This window comes from Alexandriicola marinus (genome assembly GCF_004000435.1).
GTDB classification, from domain to species: Bacteria; Pseudomonadota; Alphaproteobacteria; order Rhodobacterales; family Rhodobacteraceae; genus Alexandriicola; species Alexandriicola marinus.
The window spans coordinates 52,029-70,354 of sequence record NZ_RBVZ01000009.1; the positions used below are offsets into that span (position 1 = coordinate 52,029).

Genomic DNA, 18,326 nt, shown 5'->3' on the forward strand with positions numbered 1-18,326 from the left:
GATCACCCCGTTTTCGGCCTTGCAGACATGTCTGGCACCCGATTTCGATCCGCGGAAGATACTGGCTTCAGATCAGTGCGTTGTCAGTTTCGCGGGGAGCGGAATGTGTCAGAGATCTGAGCTGGTGTTTCACCATGACATTCCACCTGCCGCCCTCGAGCCGATCGATGGTCTCGATCACGGCGATGTGCTGCCCGACACCGACCAGATGTCGGAGCTGCGGCACAAGGCCAGATATCGTTTCGCGCATACCATGGACCGCTTGAAGGACGACGCCGCCACCAGCGATGGCCTGATCTTCATAAGATGGCAACGCGGTGGGCATCCCGATCGCCAGTTTCCCGCGGCCTTCGAAGGAGAAAGCAGCCATGCGCTTGCCGCACTCATCGAACGCTTTCTTGGGCATCAGAGGTTCGGCCTGCTTGTCGTGACATCGGAGACGGTCTCCCCGGAGAACGCGGACATTCCGGATCCAATCAGGGGATTCCGGCAATCCGGCCGGATCATCGAAAGCACGATCCTAGAGCGGAAAGGCTGGAATGGCGACATGACCAACGATTTCAGGGGCGATGAAATCAGCTGGTCTGTCTTGTTGGACCGGGCAGTCAGCACCTGGTGGCAACATGGTGATCTTGGCATCAAGAACAGGGCGCACAGGCTGACAGGAGAGGATAGGCCATGAAATACTACGTTGCAGGCCATCGCGGCATGGTGGGGGGCGCGATCCTGCGCCGGCTTCAGGCGCGCGGCGAGGCGGAGATCGTCACCCGGACCTCGGCCGAGCTCGACCTGACCGATCAGGCCGCCGTGCGGGCCTTCATGGAGGCCGAACGGCCCGATGTGGTGATCCTGGCCGCGGCCAAGGTGGGGGGCATCCATGCCAACAACACCTACCCGGCCCAGTTCATCTATGAGAACCTGATGATCGAGTGCAACGTGATCCACCAGGCCCATGCGGCCGGTGTCCAGCGTCTGCTGCAACTGGGATCGTCCTGCATCTACCCGCGCGAGGCCGCCCAGCCGATGCGCGAAGACGCGCTTCTGACAGGCGTGCTGGAGCCCACGAACGAGCCCTATGCCGTGGCCAAGATCGCGGGCATCAAGCTGTGCGAAAGCTACAACCGGCAATATGGCCGGGATTACCGGTCCGTCATGCCCACGAACCTTTACGGGCCGGGTGACAATTTCCATCCCGAGAATTCCCACGTCCTGCCCGCGCTGATCCGCCGGTTCCACGAGGCCGCACAAGCCGGCGCCGAGGAGGTCGTGCTGTGGGGCACCGGCAAACCGATGCGCGAGTTCCTGCATGTGGACGACATGGCCGAAGCCTCGCTTTTCGTGCTCGACCTCGATGCCGAAACCTATGCCGCCAATACCGAGCCGATGCTGAGCCACATCAACGTGGGCACCGGCACGGATGTGACGATCCGGGAGCTTGCCGACATGGTGGCCGAGATCACCGGGTTCGGTGGCCGCATCGTACAGGACATCTCGAAACCCGATGGCACGATGAAGAAGCTGATGGATGTCAGCCGGCTTGCCGAGATGGGCTGGCGCGCCCGGATCGACCTGCGCGACGGCATCGAAAGCACCTATGCGTGGTTCCTCGACGGGCTGAAGACGGGCACGATCCGGGCAAAGTGACGCCCGGCGCGCGCACCGGATCATTTGTCCGGGCCTGCCACCGGCGCGCCTTTGTTGCGCCATGAAAACGCCTGCCTCGTCCTCACCATGTCCGGTTCAAGGCCAAACCGATTCCGACATGGCATAAAGAGGCAAAGTGATGACGAACGCGCTCCTTCTAGGCGGCTTCAAGGCAAAACTTCAGGCGCCGGGCGCCTCTGTGATCGGCGCGGAACCAGCCGGAGGGGCGGACGAGGCACAGACAGCACGCCACCCTCTTTCCGAGATCGACGGCGGCGCGGATAACTTCGTGTTCCGTTTCGATGGACCCGAGACGCTGGATGCCCCGGCATCCGCAGGGACCGCGGGCGGCGATGCCGAAAGCGGCCGCTGGATCGACGGAGAGAGCAGCTGGACCGCCGGCAGCTGGAGCGGCAGCGACGGCAGCGGCTGGACCGGCGGCGGCGGCGGTGGTGGCTGGACCGGCGGCAGTGGCGGCGGCTGGACCGGGGGCGGCGGCGGCGGCGGTGGCTGGACCGGCGGCAGTGGCGGCGGCTGGACCGGGGGCGGCGGCGGCGGCGGTGGCTGGACCGGCGGCAGTGGCGGCGGCTGGACCGGGGGCGGCGGCGGCGGCGGTGGCTGGACCGGCGGCAGTGGCGGCGGCTGGACCGGTGGTGGCGGCGGCGGCTGGACCGGCGGTGGTGGCACAGACGGCGGCACCGGAGACGGCGGGGGCGGCATCGATCTGGACTGGCTCCTGCCCGTCGAGGTGACGATCATGGTGGACGGGGTCGAACGCTCCTTCGGCATCATCATGCCAAAGGATTTCGATGCCTCCGCGACCTATTCGGGCATCATGACCTTCCACGGCGGTGGCTCGATGGGCACCGATCCGACGGCGATGGCCGGCCTTGCCGACTGGTCGAGCTATGAGAACCCGCCGCAATTCATCGAGATCTTCCCCATGGCCACCGAGCAGGGCTGGGCCTGGGACGCCGATGACACCTGGACCGATGACGTGGCCTATGTCGAGGCGCTGGTCGACGAATTGGTGGCGAACTGGAACCTGGATGCCAGCGCGCTGTTCGCGGCGGGCATCTCGGCGGGCGGCAGCATGGTGCAGAAGCTTGCACTCGAAGTGCCGGAGCTTTTTGCCGGGTATGGCGTCGTGGTCTCGAGCCTGAAGGCCACCATGGAGGCCAGCGCGGTCGCAAGCGCCACGGACGAGCCGATGATCTTCTTCCATGGCACCGCGGATACCTCTGTCCCCTATGACGGATATTACGACTGGTGGGGCAATCCGATCCTTTACAGCGCCGAAGAGACGGTGGAATTCTTCGCCTCGCTCAATGAGACCGAGATGGGCGAATTCATCCTGCTGCCCGACGTGGCCGATGACGGGATGACGGCACTGATGCGGGTCTCCGATGATGGCAGCATCCAGCATTATGTCATCGAGGGCGGCGACCACAGCTGGCCCGGATCTCTCGATGACTCGCCCCAGGATATCGATGCCTCGCAGCTGATGATCGATTTCTTCAGCGAGTACGGCCTGTTCTGACCGACAGGGCCCGGGGGGCCACCCCCGGGCGTTGCCCCGGCACGACACACGGGGCCCGAAGCGGAGGCAAACCCCGGCAAAGGCCCCGTGGATGATTGACCCGGCGACACCGGCCCGTATGGTTCGGGCAACGCTTCGCCCGCTGGCTCTGCCACAACCCGACGGGCGCTAACCAGCCTCGGGGGGCAGTATGGGTTCATTTCTTCGCGGTGTCTGGGTGCTGTTTGTCTGCACCGGTCTGGCCGCCTGTTCCCTGCCACGCGGGGCCGGTCTGCAATCCGAAGTGATCGCGGCCCAGACCGACGAGAACGGCACCGATATCTCGGATTTCGCCGTGTTTTCCGTCACCCGCAACAGCGTGGGCTATCTCAACGACTGGCCGGTGATCGGCGCGCGCGGATACAGCTGGATCAACCGGGCCGATCAGCCCGGCTCCCTGATCATCGCGCCGGGTGACCTTGTCTCGGTCACGGTATGGGATGCCGATGAAAACTCGCTTCTGGCAGGGCCCGGGCAGCGCGTCGCCCAGTTGGAGCCGATGCGGGTGTCTTCCTCGGGATCGATTTTCCTGCCCTTCGTGGGCGATCTGCGGATCGCGGGCATGTCGCCGCAGGGCGCCCGCGCCCGGATCGAGGAACGCTATATCGAAACCACGCCCTCGGCGCAGGTCCAGATCAACGTGGAACCGGGCCGCTCCAACACGGCCAATCTGGTCTCGGGCGTGGCCAGCCCCGGCGTCTATCCGCTCGAGGGGCGTGACGTCACGGTGCTGGAGCTGATCTCCATGGGTGGCGGGGTCCGGGACGGGCTGATCAACCCGCAGATCCGGCTGATCCGGGGCGACGACATCTATGGCACCTCGATCGCCCGGCTCTATGACAATCCGCGGCTCGATTCCGTGCTGCGCGGCGGGGATCGGGTGATCGTCGAGGAGGAGGAGCGCTATTTCCTTTCGCTGGGCGCAGCGGGGCAGGAATCGCGCCACATCTTCCCGGCCGATCATGTGACGGCCCTCGATGCGCTGGCCGAAATCGGCGGCGTCACCGACAGCCGCGCCGATCCGCAGGGCATCCTGATCCTGCGCGACTATCCCCGCTCGGCCGTGGGCACCGCCCCCGGCGCGCCCCCCAAGGACAGGATGGTCTTCGTCATCGATCTGACCTCGGCCGACGGGCTGTTCAGCGCAGGCGAATTCCACATCATGTCGGGCGATCTGGTCTATGCCACCGAAAGCCCGCTGATCGTGGGCCAGACGGTTCTGGGCGTTCTGAGCACATTGCTGAACATCGCCAATTGAGCCCGGTGGCCCCCGCATCCCGGCCGGCCCGGTTCACCTATTGGAGCGGGTCGAGCCAAAGCGCCATCGCCCCCATGGCCGCAGAATGGCAGGCCGCTTTCCCGGATTTCACGATCATCGGGGATGACGAGGTCCTGCCTCTTCTGGAGGATCGTCACCCCCGGCTGGCCGGACTGTATCGCAGGCTGCGGATCCCCGCCGCGCGGAGCGATATCGCCCGGCTGGCCTGGCTCGAGGCCCATGGCGGGTTCTATGTCGACGCCCATGCCGGGCTGCGCGACGCGGCCGGGCTGCGCGAGTTGCTCGACACGCTGCCCGAGGGGGGCGTGGCCCTGATCGACAAGAACCCCAGAGTGCGCGGGGAAGGTCTCTGGCCGCGCAATGGCGCCATATTCGCCCGGCCCGAAGCGCCCTTCCTGACAACCGCGCTTGCGGCGGCCACCGACAGGCTCTCTGCCCATGACCGCGCCCCCGGCACCCCCACTAGCATCTGGGAAATCAGTGGCCCGGGGCTGTTCATCAGGCTTCTGCGCGACCCCGACGCGCCGACGCAAATCGTCCCTCACTGGCAGGCATCGGTCCAGGTCCTCGACAGGGATAGCGCGCCTGTCCGGTTCTATGTCCACAAGGCTTACAGGGACAAGGCGCGGCACTGGAGCGCGCTTGAACAGGAACAGAGCCTTCTCGATCCTGCGAAGGCCGGATAGGGCGCCGGCCGTCTAGCGGACGTGGCCCGCCAGTATCTCGAGACCCCGGGCCAGAAATTCACGCGCGGCCTGCGGGCTTTCGGCCTCGGCATAGAACCGCAGCTCGGGCGCATTGCCCGAGGGGCGCAGATGCACGATGCGGCCCGTATCGAGACTGATGCGCAGACCGTCGGTCGTATCCATGCCCGTCGCCGCACCGCCGAATTCGGCCAGGAAATCGGCGCGCGCCACCGCATCACCGACCAGCTGCGCGACAAGCGCCTGCGACCGCTCGGTCGGCACATCCTGAAGCCGGTCGGCGGCGGTAAAACGGGCGGGCTGGCGCGCCACCAGATCGGCAAGCGACAGGCCCGTCGCCCGCGCCTCGGCCAGCGGCGCCACGATGGGCAGCACGCTGTCGCGGGTCATCAGCCGCGGCAGGGGCCCGGCGGGGCCATCGGCGTCAAAGCCCAGAAGGAACCCGCCATTGGCCTCGTAGCCCACGACGCGGGCGGGACCCACCTCTTCCATCGCGGCGATCACGAAGGGAGAGCCGATCTTGGTGCGGATCACGCGCGCAAAGGCGCCCCCCGCCTCGGCCCCGGTGTTGGAAGACACGGGCGTCACCGCCACCTCTGCACCGAGGGCCGCCCCGGTGATCTGGCCCAGCACGTCGCCGGGGATCACCTCGCCCGCGGCATCGGTGACCAGCGGGCGGTCCCCGTCGCCGTCGGTCGAGACGATCGCATCGAGCCCCGCACCCGCCGCCCATGAGGCCAGCTGGGCGCGGGTATCGGCATCGACGGCCTCGGTATCGACGGGGATGAAATGGCCCGAGCGGCCAAGTTCGGCCACATCGGCGCCAAGCGCCTCGAGCGTGGCGATCATCAGATCGCGGCCCACCGCGGAATGGGAATAGACGCCGATCCGCTGACCCGCCAGCGCATCGGGCCCGAAGGCCGTGACATAGCGCATGACAAAAGCCGCCCCCGCAGTCTCGTCGGTCACCGGATCCGGGCCGGCCTGTCCCGACGGCGCCCGACCCAGCGCACCCTGGATGGCGGCTTCGCCTGCCTTGGTCAGTTCACCGCCGGGGGTGTAGAATTTCAGCCCGTTGCGATCGGCGGGAATATGGCTTCCGGTGATCATCACCGAGGCCGCGCCCGCCGCGAAAGCCGCACCCGCAAGCGCGGGCGTCGGCACCGCGCCGCAATCGGTCACCGCGATACCCTCGGCGCGCGCCACATCCGCCACCACCGCGGCGATATCCGGCGACGAGGGGCGAAGATCACGGCCGATGAAAAGCCCGGTGCCCACCTCGCAGGAGCCGAGAAAGGCCCGGATGTAGTCGGCGACCAGATCGGGGGTCAGTTCCGTGACAAGGCCGCGCAGGCCGCTGGTTCCGAACTTGGGGGGCATAACGATACTCCGGACAAGAAGCTTCGTGGTCCTTCTAGGCCGCGCCAGCCCGGCACCGCAACCGAATGATGAGGACCTGCAGGCCCCGGGATCCTCCGCGTTTGAATCAAGTGCCGGGCAACATCCTCCTCCCTGCCCCAATCGCGCCCCCACGGCATCCGTGGTCGCGCGCAATTCTTTCGGGAACGAGCCGATTGTTTCCGCGGGGCGCACAGGCAAATGCCGGAAATCGAATTTGTCACCCATGTCGCGGCACAGGCGGATCCGGTCACGTCGCTGATCGGGGATCTGGTGATCCTCGATCTGGGGGGCGAGGCAGGGCCGATCCTTGTCTCGACCACGCTCTACGATGGCGGGATCGAGGTCTGGGACCTGTCCGGCCCGGCCCCCGCGGCCATCGACGGCGTGGCCTATTCGGGGCAGGCAGGCCTTGGCGGGGTGCCGGTTCTGGCGGTGATCGATACCGTCAGCGGTCCCGCCCTTCTGGCGGCCAGCGGGGCGGGCGGGGCGTTGATGCTTTACCCCGTGGAGGAGGACGGCACGCTTGGTGCGCCGGACAACCTCGGCCAGACCATCTATGGCGCGGATCTGACCATCGCGATCACCGTGGCCCTGCCCGGCGGCAGCCAGGTCGTCTATGCGGGGCTGGCCGGGCAACCGGGCATCGCGCGGACCACCTTCGATGCCGAAGGCCGGCTTGTCAGCGAGAGTTTCACCTCCGACACCGCCGCAAGTGCCGCCGCCGATATCGCGGGGCTTGCCCATATCCGCGCGGGCGGAACGGACTGGCTGATCTCGGCCTGCGGGACCGAAAACGCCGTCACCCTGTGGGCGATCGAAGGCAACGGCGGGCTTTCGGTGACACAGACGCTGAGCGGAGAAGACGGGTTGTGGGTCTCGGCGCCATCGGCGCTGATCGCGGCTGACGCCCATGGCGCGGCCTATGCGATCCTGGCCTCGGCGGGGACGGATTCTCTCACCGTGATGCGCCTCGACGACGATGGCAGCCTGCGCATCACCGACCACCTGATCGACGATCGGAGCACACGGTTCGGCGGGGTGGCCGCGCTCGAAGTGGTGGAGATGGGCGGCCGGGTCTATGTGATCGCAGGCGGCGCCGATGACGGGATCAGCCTCTACGAGCTGATGCCCAATGGCAGGCTGCTGTCGCGGGCCCATATCGAGGACACGACCGCGATGGGGCTTGCCAATGTCAGCGCCATCGCGGCCACCGCGATCGACGGGCGGATCGACATCTTCGTCTCTTCGGGTGTCGAACAGGGGCTCACACAGCTGAGCTATGCTCCGCCGCCTGCGGGCGAGACGCTGTTCGCCACCGCGCAGGGCGGAGCCCTCACCGGCGGGGCCCTTGCCGATATCCTGACCGGCGCACAGGGGGCGGACAGCCTGTCGGGCGGTGGCGGAGAGGACGTGATCCTCGATGGCGGCGGGCAGGATGTGCTAACCGGCGGGGCCGGGGCGGATGTGTTCATCCTGTCGATGGACGGGTCCGAGGACCGGATCACCGATTTCGAACAGGGGGTGGACCGGATCGATCTGTCGGGCTGGTCGATGCTGCGCGACATCAGCCAGCTGCGCATCACCCAGTCCGGAACCAGCCTCCAGATCGCCTATCTCGACGAGGTGCTGATCGTCGACAGCGCGGGCGGTACGATCGATATCGCGGCCCTCGGCACGGCCGACCTGATCGACGGCTACCGCATCCTGCCCGATTACACCGATGCCTTCACCATCGCGCCCGACGCCCCGCCGCCGGAGCCCGAACCGGAACCGGACCCCGAACCGCCCGTGGCGATCCCCGGGGAACCGCCCCCGCCCCCCCTGCCCGAAGCAGGCGATCCGGTGGGCACGGCCAGCGCAGATACGCTGACGGCCGGACCCGGCGATAGCGGGGTCTTCGGCCGGGCCGGAAACGACACGCTGACCGGCAGCGACGGTGATGACGCGCTATATGGCGAGGGGGGGGACGATCTGCTTTACGGCATGGGCGGAAATGACCTGCTCGATGGTGGCCCGGGCCGCGACCAGATGGAGGGCGGCGCCGGCCACGATACCTATCACGTCGAGAACGATCTGGATTTCGTCCTGAACGAGACCGGCTCGGGCGGGACGGACACGATCCTGGCCTGGATCAGCTATACCCTGCCCGGGAATGTCGAGTTCCTGCGCCTTCAGGGCAGCGAGGATATCCACGCCACGGGAACAGGCGGAGCCGACAACCTCGTGGGCCAGTCGGGCGACAATATCCTGACGGGCCTTGCCGGGTTCGACATCCTGACCGCCAAGGCCGGGGCCGACCGGCTGGTGGGCGGTCCGGGGCGCGACTGGCTGGTGGGTGGCGAAGGCCCGGATGTCTTCGTCTATGGGACAGCCGATGACAGCCGCCCCGGCCAGGCGAACCGGGATTTCATCAACGGCTTCGAGAACGGGGTGGACCTGATCGACCTGTCGAGCCTCGACGGCAATGGGCGGCAATCGGGCAACCAGGCTTTTGTCTGGATCGGGACAGAGCCGTTCAGCGCCTCCGGTCAATTGCGCTGGCACACATGGGGCGACAACACTTACGGGATCGTGGAGGCCGATCAGGATGGCGACGGCGAGGCGGAGTTCCAGATCTTCATCAACCTGACGGATTACATGACCGCAGATGATTTCATTTTGTGAAATTAGAACATTTTTTATGATTTCAGGAAATCAAGATATCAATTTCGCGCAGGACAGCACGGCCCAACCGGCCCCGCTCCACCTCGATCTCGGCACTGTCGGAAAATCGTGCGGCAAGACCTGACTGGGCCGCGGCATAGGCGGCAAACGTCTCCTCGTTGGGCTGCCAGTCGTCGACCCGGGCCCGCGCCTCTTCCTCGCCCAGACCCCACAGGTTGATCCAGGCCGCCCCGGGCAGGCCCAGCCGGTGCACCGAATGGCCGGGGCTGGCCAGGTAAAGCGGCACCGCCCCGCAGGCGAAGGCATCGAAGAATTTCTCCGACAGGTAGGCGGGCTGATGGGTGTTCTCCAGCCCCGAGAGGATCTGCACATGATCCGCCATCCGGGTCAGCTTGTCGTCGTGCCAATCGTCGATCTCGAACCGTGTGGGCCCGCCCTCCCAGCTGGCCCCCAGCCGCAGGACGGGCCCTTGCGTCACGGCAAGGGCCAGCCGCGTGCGCCAGGCGCACAGGCCCAGCAGATCGGCCCGGGGCAGATCGATATCGTGGAAATGCTCGGGCCGCCGCTCGGCCATGAAGGCCAGCCGTGCGGGGCGGGTGGCGAAGGCAGCCTGCCAATCGGCTGGCGACAGCCCGGCATTGCGATGAAACCTCTCGGCCAGACGCGGGATCATGCCCTTCTGGCTCAGGAGGTAATAGGGCAGGTGCTGCCAGTCGAAGACGGGCGAGGTATGGTGATTGACCTGCGCCATCCGGATCTCGCCCAGCTGCCCCGCGGGCAGCGTCACATGCGGTGCGCAGGGATCGGGGGAAAACAGGCTGTCCCAGAACGGCTCTTCTGAGAACAGCATAGCCCGGGCGCCGTCCCGCAGCGCGCGGGCGGTGTCAGCATCGAGCGTCAGGGGGTCGTCGGGATGCGCAAAGACCACCAGATCGGCGCCGTCGGGATGATCCTGCACCGCGATGCGCCCCTCCCAGAGGGGGGCGAGCACATCATAGGCAAAGGGGGTGCGATGGGCATGACGTCCGGCACGATAGAGCCGGACCGGGGCCGCACCTGTCCGCGCGGGTGCGGGCAAAGGCGGGGCGGGCAACGGGACGGTTTCGGGAAGGCCCGGGCAGGCCCTGCGCAGCCGGGGCCAGGCGATGATCCAGGCACTGCGCGCCGCGCGCCCCGTGGCGGTGATCCAGCGCGGAATCCGGCGCGCGGCCCAGTCGGTCGCGTCCGGTTCCGCGTCCAGCAGATCGGCAAGGTCGGCCGCGAAGCGCGGACCCGGGGCAGGCTCCCGCCCCAGCGCGCCCAGAGGCTCCTCGTGATCGGCGGGGCGCTGTGCACGGGCCTCCATCTCCCACAGGAGGCGGGGCACCCCATCGGCAGAGGGTCGCAGCCGGCCGAGGAGATCGCGGTGAACGAGCCGGGAGAAAAGGCTGTCCTCTGCCTCGTGATCGGTCCAGCGCAGGCGCAGCAGATCCCTGTCCTCTTCGCCCATGCGGTCCCGGGCCCGGAGAAGGGCGGCGGTGTCGGGCCGGAGGCCGTGCGCGGCGAACAGGATCAGTTCGGGCGGATCCGGGTCTGAAAACAGGTTCTGAAGCGCGATATCGGCGGCCTCTTCCCATGCGCCGCCACGGCCCAGGACCCGCGTCACCTGCACGCCATCCGCAAAGCCCGCCAGCGCAAAGAACCGCGCCTGACGCGCGGCGGTGTCATCGCCCGCCTCAAGATCGACAAGCACCGCGTGATCGCCCGGACGCAGCAGGCCCGCAAAGGCGTGGGCGGCCGGATCGAAATCCGGCCCCGCGCCATGGGTCAGCCAGCACAGGCCCAGCCGCGCGCTCATCCCATCCTCGCGCGCAGGCGGGCGGCCAGCCCCGGATCCGCCGCCGCGATCCGGTCCATCCAGGGGCCAACCCGGGCTGTCAGCCAATGGGCCTCAGCCGTGCGCAGTTCGCCCTCCAGCTCGGGCGCGATCTTCCACGCGCCCCAATCGATGAGCCCGAGGGTGAAATCCGCAAAAGCCACCTCCCAGTCAGGACGTGCGGCACGGGCGATGCGGGCGGCCACCGGATCGAGCGCGTCGAAGACCTCCATCCTCTCGCGGCCCGACCGGTTGGTCAGCCGCCCACCCCTTTCGCGCACCTCGTGCCAGGCGCAGACCCTGTCCGAGACAAGAACGCGGCGCGCCTCGAGATAGCTCATCCAGTGCAGCGGAATGTCCTGATGCACGGCCGTCGTGGCGCAGCCGATCCCGTGGCGACGCAGGAAGGCAGTGTCATAGACCTTGTTCCAGGGATAGTTCGCGGTCTGCGCCAGAACCGGCCACAGGTCATCGGGCAGGGCGCGCAACGCGCCCACCACATGATCCGCCCCTTCCCAGAACCTTTCGTCCCAGTCGGGATGGCCCCACAGCCCCTCTTCGGCGACGCGGCTGTCGGCATAGCGGAACTGGCAGATGTCGAATGGCCCGGCCTGCGCCAGATCGGCCAGAAGGGCCCGGATCTCGGGCAGGACCAGATCATCGGCATCGGCAAAGATCACCTGATCCGCCGTCACCTCAATCAGGCCGCGATTGCGCGCGATGCCGCCGCCCCGGGGGGCGTCGTGGCGCAGAATGGTGAGATCCGGGGCGGGCGGGATCACCTCTTCGACCGGCTCTGCAGAGCCGTCATCGACCACGATGATGCGGGCAAAACACTCCAGCCGTCGCACGCGGGCCAGAAGCCGCACCAGCCCCGGCGCATCGTTGTGGCACGGAATGACAAGATCGGGGCGCAGCCCCGGCGGCACCGGATCGAGACGGGCCAGAGGCTCCGGCGCGGGCGGCGGGTCCCGCTCGGGCGGTGCTTCGGGATCCGGCTCCGGCCCGACGGATACGGGCGCGTCCTGCGGTGAAACAGTCTCTGGTTCGTGCGCGCGCCCCAACAGGCGGCGCCACAGCCCCGCCCGCCTCACAGCGCGAAGATCCTCAGCGCATGCAACGCCAGCGACAGGCTTTCGCCCGAGGGCAGGAACAGGATCAACTCCCGCCATGGCGCGGTGGCCGGCAGATCGGGATGACGGTCGGGGGCAAGGACCCCGTGATGGTCGGTCTCGGCGGTGCGGGCAAGCGCATGCCGGTCGAAAAACGTATCGACAAAGCCCTCGTCCGTGCCCGAGCGCAGACAGGGGCGCAGCGCCAGGGGCCGGGCTGCGTGAACGCGAAGCGCGATCCCCAGCCAGGTCACGGCATCGGCCTCGAAGGGCGGCAGCGCCACGTGCAGGCCCAGCCAGCGACCCGGCGCATCAACCGTGATGTCGATTTCGCAAAGCCGTCCGCGCGGGCTGGACCATTGGCCCGAGATCCCGGCCTCGGGATCGGTATGGAGCCAGACGCCCGGGGCCATCTCTGTGCCCGGCAGATCCAGCGGGCGCAGCTCCGAGACGGCGCCGTCGCGCAGCGGGACGAGCATCCCGTCCAGCGCGATCACCCCATGCTCACTCATGGTAGAGCCCGTTCAGCATCTCCGCCCCCCCGGGTCTCCTCAGCCCGTCCCCGATCATCTGGCCCCAGAGCGCGGCGAGCCGCAAGGCGTCCTCGCTTAAGTGATCGGCAGGATCGAAAGATTGCGGCAGCTCCGGCGCCTCCTGCGCAAGACGGTCGAGCGCATCGGCCATCGGCGTGGCGGGAGCGAAGAATTCGGCATCAAGCGCACGGGCATCCGCGCCGAACCGGTCGGCGATACGGGCCGCCAGCGCCCGGTCGGCCACCAGCGGGATATCGGGCCGCGGCAGCGCGGCGATCAATCGGCCCAGATGACGGCCCAACGTCCAGCGCGCGGGACGCGCCTCTTCGGGCAGGTCGCCGATCGCGTGGTGAAAGGCGCGCGCGAGGGCCAGATCCGCCAGCCCCGGGGTCGGGTTGCCCTGGGGCACCTGCATCTCGCCCGGATCGGTGCCGGTCACGCGGGACAGAAAATCGCGCACGACCGAGCCCCCTGGAAAGGCGCTCCGGTCATAGAGCGCGAGGGTGAAGCGGTCACCAAAGGCCGCGCGCCAACGACCGAACCGCGCCGCGTAGGAAAGCCGCCAGCGGGTCTGCGGCCAGTCGAGATAGGCCTCAGGCGTCCCGTCGAAATTGCCGATCTTGACCGATTCCGCGAAGCGCGCCAGAAGCGCCGGCCCGTGGGGCCGGACATAGGCCACGAGCCGGACGGAAACCTCCGGCAGACAGGTCTCGAGCGCGCGGGCAAGATGGTCGGGATCGGCAAATTCGAAATGCTCGGCCGAGATCACTGTGCGCGGCTGCCCGGCCATCGCGCGGGCCAGCGCCCGCCAATGATGATCGCGCGCCCCGGCATCGGCCAGCGACTGGGCCAGCACCACATGGTTCGCCCCGTCGGGCCAGAACAGGCCGAACTCCTCCGCCCGCCCGCGCAGCACGGACTGGATCGCGGTGGAGCCGGTTCGGAAATCACCCAGGTGACAGATCAGTTCGGTCGTCATTCCGCGGCAGGGGCCTCCCTGGCCGTGCCATCAAGAAAGCGCTCTTCCCAGAAGGCGCGGGCGGCCATCTCGGGATAGGCGTCGCGATAGGATTTCGCGAGCGTCGGATAGACCCTGATCCAGCGGAACAGAAGCCCTGCGGCCCGTATCATGATCTGCGCAAAGCGCGCCTTGGAATGGCGCACGACATAGGTTTTCTGCCGCGCCGGATCGACGAACCGCGCCTGCGACAGCCCCCAGAGCGGCCAGATCAGCCCCCGCTGCGGCATCGGCACCGTGCGGTGCCGGGCCAGCACTTTCCAGAACGGCACCAGATGGCCGTTCAGCGTCCATTTCAGAAGCTTTGCCTGACGCAGGCTCGGGACATCATCGGCTGAGATATCGGGCAGATCGGTCGGTTCCCGGGGATCGGCATCCTGCCAGGCCTCGGTCCGGGCAAGGGCCGTCACCAGGGGGCGGACCTGCGCCATGTCGACATTCTCGGCAAAAAAGTCCGGCCCCTTCATCACGTCGTCCCAGGCCATGAGCTGGGCCTCGGCGCTGTCGTAATGCATCCGGATGACGGAGCGGGCGAGGAACCGCACGACCATCCGCGCGGTGCCAAGCGCGCCGCGACGCAGACCATCCTGCACCATGTGGTGATGCAGGTGGTTGCGCAGATCGAGATACAGGGTGAGCGGGCTTTCCTTGACCGAGAAATCCTCCTGGAAGGAAACCACGCCGGACAGGGTGACCGTGTCGAAATCATTGGCCAGCGAAAACGAGATGTCGTCGCCCCGCACGAAGAACGGGAAAGGATAGTGCCGCACCTCCGCGACCGGGAAGGCGAAATACCACCAGCCGGCATAGAAACCCTCCGGCCGGGGAGCGGCCGCGGCGAGTTCCATGAGGGTGACCGCGACAGGATCGCGAAGGTCGACCCCGACATGTTCAGGACGGCAGGCGCCATTGAAGACGGCGCCGCGTTCCCACATCGCCCAGCGGCGCGCCTCGGAGATCATCGCGCCCGACACGGCGGCCTTCGGGCTGCGGGCCAGCCGCAGGAAGGCCAGCGTCCGCACAAGGCTCTCCATCATGAAGGACGCATCGTCATCCATGAACAGGCAATGGGTGAAGCCACCATCCTCGGCCGCGGCCAGACCCCGCGCAAAGCCTCCTGCCCCGCCGAGATTGGCATTGGGGATGAGGGTCAGCCGGGGATGCGCCGGCAGGTCCACGCTTTGGCCGTTATCCACGACAAAAAGATGCGCCTCGCCCCCCAGCGCCGCGAGATAGGGCGCCCCCTCCCCGTCGAGGAAGCCGGTGATGCGGGCCGCGGTCGCCGCGACATCCTCCTCCCGGCGGAACGTGGTGATGGAAATCGCGAGCCGAAGCGGATCGGCCCCGGCAAGGTCGGGAGCGGTCGTCAGCCAGGCACCCTCGCGCAGCACCGCCGGGGCCATCGCCTGGAGCCGGAAGTAGAGGACCCCAAGCCGGGGCTGATCCAAGGCTGCGGACAGATCAACTGCCACACCGTCCGCCGACAGGTCGATCACATCCTCGAAGAGAGTGTGCTCTGTGAAATCCACGCCCGTGACATGCCAGATCTTCAGGCCCACGCGGCCCTCTCCGGCCAGCCGGAGCCAGAGACCGTCCAGCATGGCGGCCTGCCCCCAGAGCCGCAGGTTGAACAGGTTGCCATAGGTCGTGAACCAGGCCATGCCGCCTTCGGCAAAAGCGATCGCGCGGTGTTCTTCGGCCAGATGCGCGGCATCTTGAAGATGCACGAAAAGCCCGGTTTCGGTGGTCACCGCGAAATCGGGCAGGACAATACGCTGAAGAACAAGTTGCGCCGCACCGGCTGGCGCGGTCTGGAAAGCGGTCGGATTCATATACTCTTCCTGAAAAAGGCAACAGGGGCGGGTCTACCCGCCGCCCCGCCATGGCACAACCGCCCCGTCAGTTCTCGAGGACCTTCTTGTAATAGGTCCGCATCAGCAACAGACCAAGAGCCGTGAAAATCAGGCCGAAACCAAAGCAATAGGGCAGGGAAACATAGGCTGCGTCATAGGTGGGATAGAAGCCGGACCTCGCAAGCCCGGTTCCGTGGAACAGGGGGTTCCACCACAAAATGTCCTGGGCTACGGGCGGCAGGTCCTCGTAGATGAAGAACAGCCCCGAGGCGAGGAAGAGCGGACGGCTCGTAATGGTCCATATCTGCTTCCAGACCGGGAAGAGACCTCTGAGCACCCCGTTCACCAGGCCCACTCCGAACCCCAGGAGCGTCATGAACGCCAGGGCCGTCGCGATCGGCCCCACGTCGATGATCGTGCGGCTGTCGGTCAGAATGAGGATCCCCGTGATGACGATGAAAAAGACTATCATCATGGTCAGGAGATTGAGGATCACCCGGGCCAGGACCGCATCGAGCCAGGTCACCCTGGGATACGCGAGAAGCGACTTGGAATAGGTCAGCGCGCCACTCACCTTGCCTTCCAGCTTCTGGTAGAGCTGAAAGGGCAGGAAGCCTGTGGCATAGAACAGCAGAAAGCTCGTGCCCAGCGACGGCGACCTGAGGAGCAGCGAAAACGCAAGCGACAGCAGAATGATCGCCCCGATCGGCTCCAGCAGTGCCCAGAGATAGCCTCCGGGCGAGCGGCCATAGGTCGAGCCCATCTCCCGCAGGATCAGGGCGCTGATGGTCCGGCCGCTGCGGGTGATGGCCGAATCGCTTTTCAACGTATCGGGACTGGAGGTCGGGAACTGCTGCATATGGCTTGCAAAGCACGGGGCATGGCGGATTGGCAAGTGGCGAGCTGAAGCCGTTCGGCATGGTATCGCCCAGTTTTTCAGCACGTCGGGGTTGAACTGCGGGACCGAAAAGTGGCTAAAGGCTTTGTTCGACCCGTGTTCGGGGCTTGGTCCGATCCGGAGCCCCGGGGGTCCGTGGAAAACGACTTTCGGTTTCGGGGACCTGTCCGGTTCGTGATACTGGGTTTATGCCGTCAAAGAGTGGCTCGTATAGATGACATCCCTTCAACCTGAAAAACCCGCCTATCAGGGATCGACGGTGCGGAACACGCCGCCGCTGGCACTGACCCTCGTGACACTGCCGTCACTGGCCGGCCATCCCGGACGGGAAACCGCGCGCGGCAGCCTGGCCCGCAGCGCCCTGAAGGACTGCCTCGACGCGTGGTCGGGGCCATTGAGCTTCGAGCATGCCGTCACCGGCCTGAAGAAGGACATGGAGGGCTCGGCCATCCTCGTGGTGGCCCCCAAACCGGTGGAGCTCGTGGCCCAGGCGCTCGAGGACGGGCTGGATCTGGGAACCGCGCTGGAGGCGTGGCGGACCCTGTCGAAAGACCTGACAGCCTTTCTCGACCGCAGGCGCAACACGATCCTGCTGGCCTGGGATGCGGTGGTGGTACGTGACCCGGCCACCGTCGCGGAGGAAGTCGCCGCCCGGCTGGGACTGGATGTCACGATACCGGCTCCGCCGGTTACGGCCCAGGAGGCTCCCGCCACGCCCGGGCCGCGCCATCTGTTGCAGGCCAGGCTGGGCCTGGCCCAGCTCGAGGCGGGCCCTGCGGCACCGCCCCTTCTCGACCGGTACTGGCTGGAGCTTCCCGATCACGCGGAAGGGCCGCTGCGTTACAGGCTTGAAACGGACGGGCTCCTGCAGCGGATCGCAGAAGAGGAGCGCACCGCCGGACAGACCGAGATCCGCGCCATCCTGCGTGATGCCGAGGATGCCTGGCTGGAACGGGAAACACGGCGGATCGAAGCGCATGCCGAGGAACTGGCCGAGGAGCGCGCGTCGCAAAAGGCCGAGACCGACCGGCACCTGGCTGAAATTCTGCGCCTGTCACAGGAAGCGGAATATTATCGCGGCCTGTCCGAGAAACTTCAGTCGGTGGACGCCGCAGCGCCGGACCGTTCGCAACTCGAGGCGCTGGAGAAAGCCCTGGCGGACAAGGACAAGGCCGAAAAGCAGGCAAGGGCTGATATCGCCAAACTGACCACAAAGCTGGAAACTGCCCAGGAAAACGCGAAAAAGGCCCGTGCGGAAAAGGCTGGTCTCGAAAAGAGAGCCCGGACCAATATCGACCAACTTGCCGCAAATCTGGAGATCGCCCAGGAAAACGCGAAGAAGGCACGCGTGGAACAGGAGAGCAAGGCCCGTGTCGCGCAGCTTACGAAACAGTTCGAAACGGCGCGGGACAATGTGAAAAAGGCCAACGCCGACATCCGCCGGCTGACATCCGAACTCGAGACCATGCGCGCGGTGGTCACCCGGGACCGGGAGCGCGCCAAGGAGCACGACGCCGAGACCCGGCGGCTCAGGCAGATGGTCGATGCCAGCAATGTCCGCCGCAAGGCCGCGGAAGACCGCGCCGCCCTTCAGAAACGCGACCTCGACGGGCTCAGCTCCGAACTCGAGGCTGCGCGGGCCGAGCTTGCGGCCGCCCGCGAGGAGAGTGAGGCGTTGCGCCGGTCGACCTCCTGGCGCGTGACACGGCCCTTGCGCGGGGTCGGATCGCTTCTGCGGCGGCGCGCCGCCTCGGACCCCCCACCTCAGGATCCCCCGGGCTGATCC

General features: G+C 67.0%; 14 protein-coding genes. 7 read left to right on the plus strand and 7 right to left on the minus strand.

Annotated elements, in window-relative coordinates; genetic code table 11:
• Positions 1–103 precede the first annotated feature (103 nt).
• The 5 genes from EP376_RS18445 (at position 104) to EP376_RS18465 (ending at position 5,188) form a co-directional block, all read left to right on the plus strand.
• On the plus strand, positions 104–682 hold the full coding sequence (locus EP376_RS18445; protein ID WP_238928908.1) for a hypothetical protein: 579 nt from the start codon (positions 104–106) through the stop codon (positions 680–682).
• Positions 679–1,644: a GDP-L-fucose synthase gene (gene fcl / locus EP376_RS18450; RefSeq protein ID WP_127657104.1), complete on the plus strand. Its 966-nt coding sequence runs from the start codon at positions 679–681 to the stop codon at positions 1,642–1,644. Before EP376_RS18445 ends, fcl begins: the two co-directional genes overlap by 4 nt.
• A gap of 139 nt (positions 1,645–1,783) precedes the next feature.
• Entirely contained in the window at positions 1,784–3,184 is a 1,401-nt protein-coding gene (locus tag EP376_RS18455) for a CE1 family esterase (protein WP_127657105.1), read from the plus strand.
• A gap of 190 nt (positions 3,185–3,374) precedes the next feature.
• The gene (locus EP376_RS18460) at positions 3,375–4,481 is read left to right on the plus strand and encodes a polysaccharide biosynthesis/export family protein (protein WP_127657106.1); all 1,107 of its coding nucleotides are present in this window, start codon (positions 3,375–3,377) and stop codon (positions 4,479–4,481) included.
• Positions 4,482–4,555: 74 nt separating this feature from the next.
• Positions 4,556–5,188 carry a glycosyltransferase gene (locus EP376_RS18465; protein WP_127657107.1) on the plus strand — a complete coding sequence of 211 codons (633 nt, stop codon included), beginning with the start codon at positions 4,556–4,558 and terminating at the stop codon, positions 5,186–5,188.
• 12 nt (positions 5,189–5,200) lie between these two features.
• On the opposite strand, the gene EP376_RS18470 is transcribed toward EP376_RS18465, so the two are convergent.
• On the minus strand, positions 5,201–6,586 hold the full coding sequence (locus tag EP376_RS18470; protein WP_127657108.1) for a phosphomannomutase: 1,386 nt from the start codon (positions 6,584–6,586) through the stop codon (positions 5,201–5,203).
• Between the two features lie 219 nt (positions 6,587–6,805).
• Between EP376_RS18470 and EP376_RS18475 the strand changes: the two genes are divergently transcribed.
• Entirely contained in the window at positions 6,806–9,271 is a 2,466-nt protein-coding gene (locus tag EP376_RS18475) for a calcium-binding protein (protein WP_127657109.1), read from the plus strand.
• A 22-nt stretch (positions 9,272–9,293) separates the two neighbouring features.
• On the opposite strand, the gene EP376_RS18480 is transcribed toward EP376_RS18475, so the two are convergent.
• From EP376_RS18480 to EP376_RS18505, 6 genes are all read right to left on the minus strand, one after another.
• Entirely contained in the window at positions 9,294–11,108 is a 1,815-nt protein-coding gene (locus tag EP376_RS18480) for a glycosyltransferase family 10 fucosyltransferase (protein ID WP_127657110.1), read from the minus strand.
• A complete protein-coding gene (locus EP376_RS18485) occupies positions 11,105–12,220 on the minus strand; it encodes a glycosyltransferase family 2 protein (RefSeq protein WP_127657111.1) in 1,116 nt (371 codons plus the stop codon). The genes EP376_RS18480 and EP376_RS18485 overlap by 4 nt, the downstream gene beginning before the upstream one ends.
• On the minus strand, positions 12,217–12,750 hold the full coding sequence (locus EP376_RS18490) for a hypothetical protein (protein WP_127657112.1): 534 nt from the start codon (positions 12,748–12,750) through the stop codon (positions 12,217–12,219). The genes EP376_RS18485 and EP376_RS18490 overlap by 4 nt, the downstream gene beginning before the upstream one ends.
• Positions 12,743–13,750 (minus strand): hypothetical protein, encoded by a 1,008-nt coding sequence (locus EP376_RS18495; RefSeq protein ID WP_127657113.1) that lies wholly within the window; start codon positions 13,748–13,750, stop codon positions 12,743–12,745. The genes EP376_RS18490 and EP376_RS18495 overlap by 8 nt, the downstream gene beginning before the upstream one ends.
• Positions 13,747–15,621: a glycosyl transferase gene (locus EP376_RS18500; protein WP_127657114.1), complete on the minus strand. Its 1,875-nt coding sequence runs from the start codon at positions 15,619–15,621 to the stop codon at positions 13,747–13,749. The genes EP376_RS18495 and EP376_RS18500 overlap by 4 nt, the downstream gene beginning before the upstream one ends.
• Before the next feature lie 67 nt (positions 15,622–15,688).
• On the minus strand, positions 15,689–16,468 hold the full coding sequence (locus EP376_RS18505; protein WP_238928906.1) for an ABC transporter permease: 780 nt from the start codon (positions 16,466–16,468) through the stop codon (positions 15,689–15,691).
• 286 nt (positions 16,469–16,754) lie between these two features.
• Between EP376_RS18505 and EP376_RS18510 the strand changes: the two genes are divergently transcribed.
• Entirely contained in the window at positions 16,755–18,323 is a 1,569-nt protein-coding gene (locus tag EP376_RS18510) for a coiled-coil domain-containing protein (protein WP_127657116.1), read from the plus strand.
• Positions 18,324–18,326 lie beyond the last annotated feature (3 nt).